Genomic DNA, 7,109 nt, shown 5'->3' with positions numbered 1-7,109 from the left:
TATCACTTGGATCACCTCGGCACGCCGGATACGTTAACGGATAAGAAAGGGAATATTGCGTGGAGCGTGAGTTACCAGACGTATGGTAACTTGGCGATTAAGCATGAGGGCGAACATTTTCATCAGCCGATTCGGTTTGCGGGACAATATCATGATGAAGAGACGAATCTTCACTACAATCGGTTTCGATATTATGATCCGCAAATAGGCCAGTTCACGACGCAAGATCCGATTGGGTTGATTGGCGGATCAAACAATTACCGATATGCGCCCAACCCTGTTCAATGGATTGATCCTTTCGGCCTTAGCTGTAAAGAAGTTGAGGCAATGCAAAATCGTGTCGCAGATGCAGTAGCTAGGCATGGTGGAGTTGAAGTTGAAGGCGGATATGCTTTTCCATCTAAAAAAGCTGCAAAGCAAGCCGCTTCTGAAATCTTGGGCGATATGGGAAGTGATCCGGATATTTTAACGATGGATACATACGGAGAAATTAATGGTTTAAATAATCCATATCGAGATAAAAAGAAAGTTAAGCAATATGGTTTAGTCAATCAATCTCAAACAAAAAGAATACGTGATGATTTTATGGGGCATCCTGCATTCGGAGAAAATAGACCACATTTTAATGTAGAAGGATGGAAAAGTAGCGGGGGCAAGCCGGATGTAAATGTTCATCTTTTCTATCCAGAAAGCGCGACAATAAGTAAAAATAAAAAAGGTTAATTCATAAAATGACAAAGCTGTATCGATATGAGGGAAGTTGTGAGAATTATCATAACTGGGTTAGCTCTCCTACAGCATCCCTTGAGCCGCCATTCAAAGAATGTCCAATATGCGGAGTTGCTTTAACCACTTTTGAGAGAAGAGAGTTGATAGAGAAACTCAATTTTGTTATTGAGCCAGGTGATTATCTCAATATTAAAGGTGCGGTCACACAAGAGCGTCGATATCATGTTGCGATACAAACTCAATTAGGAGAGGTGCTGGCTAGGTCTTGCGAAAGGTTTAATTGGGAAAGTGCAATTAAAGAATTAGAAAAATTACATGGACGGAGTGGTGAGCGTTTATTTAAGGCCCTTAAAAATAAAAATTGGAGTGTGTATATCTGATGTATTGCCCAGCTTGTGAAAGTGGTATTTCTCGTAGTTTTTTAAGAGAAGAAGACATTGATGGCGGTGATACGTTTGAATGTCAATCCTGTGGAATTTTGTTGCGTTATATTGTTGATGAGGGTACTTATCTCGGTGCTCAAGAGGAGTCTTTAGAAATCGTAGATGATGAAGACGAGTAAATCATAATCGGACACACCGCCACTCCGCCGCAATGCGGCTCCGGGCAGCGCTTCACTGCGTTGCGCACTGCATAGTCAATAAGGCTGCTCTGTCCTATGTCATGCCGCTTGCAAATTCGCAGCGGCATTTTTATTGGCACCGTCATCACTTCCCCTTTTAGCCGCTAAAATACATCGCAGTGGGCAAGCGTCACGCCATACTCCATAGCCCTTTCCAAGCCGTGCCTCCCCCGTCGTGCTGCGCACGTCTCCCCGCCCTAAAACCCTACCCGCCAAAGTGGGTCACGTTCAGTGGTCATCGGTTCGTTAGCACGTTGTAAAAAACAATCGCGCAAACCGCAGCAATAAAGCGGGCAGGGTTCGGGCTGGCCGCACGGCAGGTTTACCCCCTAGCCCCCAAGGGGGAACAGGTTCTGTGGCGGCAAAGCCGCACTTAAAAACTTTATTCCCTATCCCCCAACCCCCTTTAGCAAAAGGGGGCAATGTCCGTGGCAACGTCACCAACGTGTCTGCTTGCTTGCCTTTTTAGGTTAGCGACGTGCTCGGCCGGTCAAGGCCAAGCCCTACGGGTGCTGCGCAGCCTTGACCAGCCTGCGCGCGACGCTGTCGGGTGGCGGCAAACAAACCGCCACTCAAGAGGAAAATGGCAATGGTAAATGTTCCACCCGTCGCAAGAAAAATCATCGAAACCGCTAATGAATTAGCCACAAATGGAAGAACCGGCGCCAGCACCGGCGAAATTATCGCGGCAGCGTTCGTGTTAGATCGAATGGACTTTATCCCAGATGGTTACAGCGTGGTTGAGGCCTGGGATCGCATCGATGATCTTCAGGAAATCGTGAGAAAAATACGGAGTGAATACGATGATTTAGTGGTGCCTTGGTAAGGCACAAGGGGCGCGTTGCGCCCTTTTATTCTTCTTTAGCTGCTTCTTGTCTCTGAATCGATTGTTTAGCTTGATGCTTTAAAATCAATCCCTCTAGAACACCTTGAGTTAGTAATTTATCTTCTTCATCAAATGCACAAATAGCCTCAAATTGTAAACGTAGTCTCTCGTCTGGGCCTCTGGTCTCTTCACCAAAAACCAAGTCATCCAAAGTTACATGAAGTGATTTAGCTAAATTAATTAGCGCCTTCAAGGTAGGCTGTGCTGTACCTGCTTCGTACTTTTTAATCTGGTTCACATGCAAGCCCACAAGGTCAGCAAGTCCTTGTTGAGTCAAGCTATGTTGCTTTCTGATCTGTGAAAGCCGTGAATGAAAGTTCATTGGCAGTAAGAATCCCACGATTAATCTGCCCATAAGATAAACCCTCTAAAAAATGGTTGTTCGTAAATATACACTATGAAATACTAAAAAAACACACTAAAGTAGTCTTGACAGGTTTTTAGGGTAACGGGGGCAAAATGGCCAGAATCGCTGAAGAAGTGATCAATAAAATAAAAAGCGACATCTCACTGGTTCGCCTCGCTGAAAGCCAAGGCTTCAAGCTGGTGAAGCAGGGCAAAGACTACGCGGTGTGTTGCCCATTCCACGAAGAAAAAACCCCGTCGTGCATCATCAGCTCGGAATCGAATTTATTTAACTGCTTCGGCTGTGGTGCTGGAGGTTCGGTGATTGACTGGGTGATGAAAACCCAAGGTGTGAGCTTCCGGCTTGCGGTTGAGCTGCTGCAAAACGACATTGGTGCAATTAGCACAACACCGACCACACCCATTAAAAAAACCACGGTGCAAAAATTATCGTCTTCTTTAGCCGCTGATCTTCAAGCTGCCGATACGGCGGAAGCCTTGCACCAAGTCGTTAATTATTATCACGAGACTTTACTGAACGCACCGGATGCCTTGGCGTATTTAGAAAAACGCGGGTTAAATCATCCCGAATTAATCACTGAGTTTAAACTCGGCTTTGCCAACCGAACCTTGGCTTATCACTTGCCACACTCCAATCGAGAAGCCGGTGCTAAGGCCCGTAATTTATTAAAACACGTCGGCATTCTCCGCGAGTCGGGCCACGAACATTTTAACGGTTCTATCGTCGTGCCGGTGTTCGATGAGCACGACAACATCACCGAAATGTACGGCAGAAAATTACTTGATAATTTACGCAAAGGCACACCCAAACACACGTATTTACCGGGACCACACGATGGTGTGTTTAATGAAAAAGCCCTTAAAAACCAGAGTGAAGTGATTCTCTGTGAATCACTCATCGATGCAATGACCTTCTGGGTTCACGGCTTTAAAAACGTCACCGCCAGCTACGGCACACAGGGTTTTACCGCTTCTCATTTAGCCGCCTTTAAACGTTACGGAATCAAACGAGTCTTGATCGCTTACGACCGTGACGAGCCCGGCAATACCGCCGCCGACAAACACGCTGCGATGATGCAAGCCGAAGGTATCGATTGTTTTAGAGTTCTCTTCCCCAAAGGCATGGACGCCAATTTTTACGCTTTGCAGGTCACGCCAGCGAGAAAATCCCTCGAACTGGTGATTAGAAAAGCGGAATGGCTAGGAAATGGAAAGCAGCCGGAAATTACCACGGAAGTGACGGAAGACAGCGATGCACCACTAGCCACGCTTTTTAGTGAAACTGAAGAACCAGAAGAAGAGCCAGAAAACGAAACCGAAGTTGACAACGTGGCAGAGGAAAAAAACGAAGCGATAGAACTTCCCCCTTTAGCTGCCAGTCCGTTACCGCACACACCGGACGATGGCATCCGTTGTGAAATCTCCGAACACCAAATCCTGTTAGATATCGGGGGCCGGGGGTATCGAGTACGAGGCTTAAATACCAACGCCGACAACAGCCATTTAAAAATTAATTTAATGGCGTTTAACGACAACGGCTTCCACAACGACACGCTCGAACTTTATAACGCTAAACAACGCCAGGTGTTTATCAACCAAGCGCACCTTGAGCTGGGCGTGAAAGACGAGGTGATTAAAAAAGACTTAGGCAAGGTGTTGTTAAAACTGGAAGCCTTGCAAGATCAGCAAGCGCTGGAAAACAGTGAGCCAGAATCAAAACTCCCAGAGATCACCACCGAAGAAAAAAGCGCAGCATTGCAGTTGCTGAACGATAAAAACCTACTGGCTCGCATTGCCAACGACTTTAACCGCATCGGCTTGATCGGCGAAGACAGCAATAAATTAGTGGGTTACTTGGCGTGTGTGTCGCGGAAATTACACCGACCACTGGGTGTGGTTATCCAGTCTTCGAGCGCCGCTGGTAAGTCGTCGTTGATGGAAAGCATTTTAACACTGATGCCGCCAGAGGAGCGCATTCAATACTCGGCCATGACCGGGCAAAGCTTGTATTACCTCGGCGAAACCAGCTTAAAACATAAAATCCTCGCGATTGCGGAAGAGGAAGGCGCCAGCAATGCCAGCTACGCCTTAAAACTTTTACAAAGTGAAGGTGAAGTCACCATCGCCAGCACCGGCAAAGATGAAACCACTGGCGATTTAGTGACGAAAGAATATCGTGTGGAAGGCCCGGCGCAGTTGTTTATGACCACCACGGCCATCGACATTGACGAGGAATTATTAAATCGATGTTTAGTGTTGAGCGTCGATGAAAGTCAAACTCAGACAAAAGAAATCCACCAACGACAACGCTTCGCCGACACATTGGATGGCTTGTTTATGCAGTCGGAAAGTGACGAGTTAATCGAGCAACACCGTAACGCGCAGCGTCTTCTCAAGTCATACGCCATCGTCAATCCTTACGCTGAGCAACTGACGTTCTTAAGTGACAAAACAAGAACCCGCCGCGACCACATGAAATACTTAACGTTGATCAAAACCATCACGTTATTGCACCAATACCAGCGGGAAATAAAAACAGAAACGCGAGGCGACCACACCGTGGAATATCTTGAAGTCACGCTCGATGACATCGACATGGCCAATCAATTAGCCCATCAAGTGCTTGGAAGAACGCTTGATGAATTACCGCCGCAGACAAGAAAATTATTAACGCTCATTCAAAGCTGGGTACAACAAGAATGCAAAAGCCAGCAGCTGGCACAGAGTGACTTCCGTTTTAGCCGCCGTCATGTGCGCGAACTCTGCGGCTGGAGTGAAAAGCAAGTCAGAACCCATATGCAGCGGTTAATGGAAATGGAATACGTGATTACACATCGTGGTGGCCGGGGGCAAACCTTCGAATACGAATTGCTATATAACGGTGAGGGGGATCAACAAGACAAATTTATGTTGGGCTTAGTGGGTACAGAATCCATTAAAAATAAAACTACGACAGCCACTTCGTCCACTAATAAAGAAACCTCGTGCCCCCAACGTGGCCCCATCGTCGGGGGTTCGTCCGAGGTGGAAATTAACGCTCAGCCCTTGAACGGTAAGGCTTACAGAGAAACGTCGTTGGTTAACGATAAAAACACTAATCTGGCTGTAAAAAATAACCCTGTCGTACCGTCATTCACGTCATAGCGATAAACCACGATGTCAAAACATCACCCCTCCAAAGGCCAACAACCCAAACTGGTGGTTGAATACAGCAATCTATATCCGTACTTAGTGCATTATCTGGAATGGTTAAAGGTCAAAGGCTTCTCAGAAAATACCTCCTTACGACGTGATAGTGTGTTGCGCCAATTTATCCTCTGGTGTGATGAGCGGGGCATTGATGACCCTCGTATTATTACCAAGCCCATTTTAGAGCGCTATCAACGACACCTGTTTTACCGTCGCCATGAAAAAACGGGAAAGCCATTATCGTTGGTGACACAACACCATTACTTGGTAGGCATTAAGGCGTGGTTTAAATGGATGACGCGAGAAAATCACATCGCCAGTAACCCGGCGTCAGAAGTGGATGGAGTAAAAATCCCTCAACGTTTACCCGAAGCGGTGCTCAGCGTTAAAGAAGTGCAGAAATTATTAAACAGTGTGGATATCAATGGCCCGGAAGGGCTGCGTAATCGCGCCATGTTAGAAGTGTTGTACAGCTGCGGCTTACGCCGCACTGAGCTACGAAACTTGCAGGTGCATGATATTAACCTCGAACGCCAAAGTGTCTTTGTACGTAAAGGTAAAGGCAGTAAAGACCGCTTCGTTCCCATAGGTCAGCAAGCGTTGACCTGGGTAGAGCGTTACCTCAATGATGGACGCCCGTTCATGGTGACGGACTACCAAGAGCAGGCGTTGTTCCTCAATCATCATGGCGGCATCATGAATGCCAGCAGCATCGGTAACCTTGTTAAAAAACTCATGAAGGCGGTTGGTATACACCGTGATGGAAGCTGTCATCTGCTTCGTCATGCGATGGCCACCCACATGATGGAAAATGGCGCAGACCTGCGTCACTTACAAGTCATCCTTGGCCACAGCTCCATCAATACCACCACCATCTACACACACCTCTCCATTGATATGCTGCGCGACGTACACCGCAGCACCCATCCTGCTGAAAGTAACGCCAGTAAATAACTCAGAAAAGCGTTTTATCGTGCCAACCTAAGCCCTCAGTCTTGTGAGGCTTGCGGGTGGCTTTTACACTGGCGTAATGCAAGCGACGATCCTTGAAATATCCTCCACGTTCAACACACACAGCACTGAGCTGTGTGTTCCGGCGAGCGCGGTGTTTACCGAAAAAAGCGCGTCGGGGGTTCAAAAAATAGGAGGCGTACCGCATCGGGGTTTTGCCGCTAACGACCCCGCATGGCACCGGGGTTGCGAGGAAAATAGTGATAGGACGACTTCAGAGAATCGTTACTATCACTTGGATCACCTCGGCACGCCGGATACGTTAACGGATAAGAAAGGGAATATTGCGTGGAGCGTGAGTTACCA

General features: G+C 47.2%; 9 protein-coding genes. 7 read left to right on the top strand and 2 right to left on the bottom strand.

The genetic code is table 11. From position 1 onward, the window contains the following. From LU351_RS20855 to LU351_RS19775, 3 genes are all read left to right on the top strand, one after another. Positions 1–723 (top strand): RHS repeat domain-containing protein (locus LU351_RS20855; protein ID WP_269783549.1); only part of this gene is annotated, 723 nt, incomplete at its 5' end. Positions 724–731: 8 nt separating this feature from the next. Continuing rightward, complete coding sequence (locus LU351_RS19780; RefSeq protein WP_232595824.1) at positions 732–1,109, top strand: hypothetical protein; 378 nt, start codon at positions 732–734, stop codon at positions 1,107–1,109. After that, a complete protein-coding gene (locus LU351_RS19775; RefSeq protein ID WP_232595823.1) occupies positions 1,109–1,291 on the top strand; it encodes a hypothetical protein in 183 nt (60 codons plus the stop codon). The genes LU351_RS19780 and LU351_RS19775 overlap by 1 nt, the downstream gene beginning before the upstream one ends. A 99-nt stretch (positions 1,292–1,390) precedes the next feature. Here the strand turns inward: LU351_RS19775 and LU351_RS19770 are convergent, their stop codons facing one another. Continuing rightward, complete coding sequence (locus LU351_RS19770) at positions 1,391–1,537, bottom strand: hypothetical protein (protein WP_232595822.1); 147 nt, start codon at positions 1,535–1,537, stop codon at positions 1,391–1,393. Positions 1,538–1,940: 403 nt separating this feature from the next. On the opposite strand from LU351_RS19770, the gene LU351_RS19765 reads away from it, so the two are divergent. Continuing rightward, positions 1,941–2,177 carry a hypothetical protein gene (locus tag LU351_RS19765; protein ID WP_232595813.1) on the top strand — a complete coding sequence of 79 codons (237 nt, stop codon included), beginning with the start codon at positions 1,941–1,943 and terminating at the stop codon, positions 2,175–2,177. A gap of 25 nt (positions 2,178–2,202) precedes the next feature. Here LU351_RS19765 and LU351_RS19760 read toward each other — a convergent pair whose 3' ends face one another. Beyond that, positions 2,203–2,592, bottom strand: coding sequence for a helix-turn-helix domain-containing protein (locus tag LU351_RS19760; protein ID WP_232595821.1), 390 nt, complete (start codon positions 2,590–2,592; stop codon positions 2,203–2,205). 104 nt (positions 2,593–2,696) lie between these two features. Here LU351_RS19760 and LU351_RS19755 point away from each other — a divergent pair, with 104 nt between their 5' ends. From LU351_RS19755 to LU351_RS19745, 3 genes are all read left to right on the top strand, one after another. Further along, the gene (locus tag LU351_RS19755) at positions 2,697–5,747 is read left to right on the top strand and encodes a CHC2 zinc finger domain-containing protein (protein WP_232595820.1); all 3,051 of its coding nucleotides are present in this window, start codon (positions 2,697–2,699) and stop codon (positions 5,745–5,747) included. Positions 5,748–5,759: 12 nt separating this feature from the next. Continuing rightward, entirely contained in the window at positions 5,760–6,746 is a 987-nt protein-coding gene (gene xerC, locus LU351_RS19750) for a site-specific tyrosine recombinase XerC (protein WP_232595819.1), read from the top strand. 151 nt (positions 6,747–6,897) lie between these two features. Continuing rightward, a partial coding sequence (locus LU351_RS19745) for an RHS domain-containing protein (RefSeq protein WP_232595818.1) occupies positions 6,898–7,109 on the top strand: 212 nt, incomplete at its 3' end.

Origin of the sequence: Marinibactrum halimedae, from assembly GCF_021234875.1 — a bacterium.
Lineage (GTDB): Bacteria > Pseudomonadota > Gammaproteobacteria > Pseudomonadales > Cellvibrionaceae > Marinibactrum > Marinibactrum halimedae.
The sequence above is the reverse complement of the archived record's forward strand: the minus strand, read 5'-3'. Positions and strand labels throughout refer to the sequence as shown.

Bases quoted from the DNA above. Each gene is read 5' to 3' on its own strand.
- LU351_RS19765 (WP_232595813.1), top strand. From the start codon at position 1,941: ATGGTAAATGTTCCACCCGTCGCAAGAAAAATCATCGAAACCGCTAAT.
- LU351_RS19780 (WP_232595824.1), top strand. From the start codon at position 732: ATGACAAAGCTGTATCGATATGAGGGAAGTTGTGAGAATTATCATAAC.
- LU351_RS19760 (WP_232595821.1), bottom strand. From the start codon at position 2,592: ATGGGCAGATTAATCGTGGGATTCTTACTGCCAATGAACTTTCATTCA.
- LU351_RS19775 (WP_232595823.1), top strand. From the start codon at position 1,109: ATGTATTGCCCAGCTTGTGAAAGTGGTATTTCTCGTAGTTTTTTAAGA.
- LU351_RS19755 (WP_232595820.1), top strand. From the start codon at position 2,697: ATGGCCAGAATCGCTGAAGAAGTGATCAATAAAATAAAAAGCGACATC.
- xerC (WP_232595819.1), top strand. From the start codon at position 5,760: ATGTCAAAACATCACCCCTCCAAAGGCCAACAACCCAAACTGGTGGTT.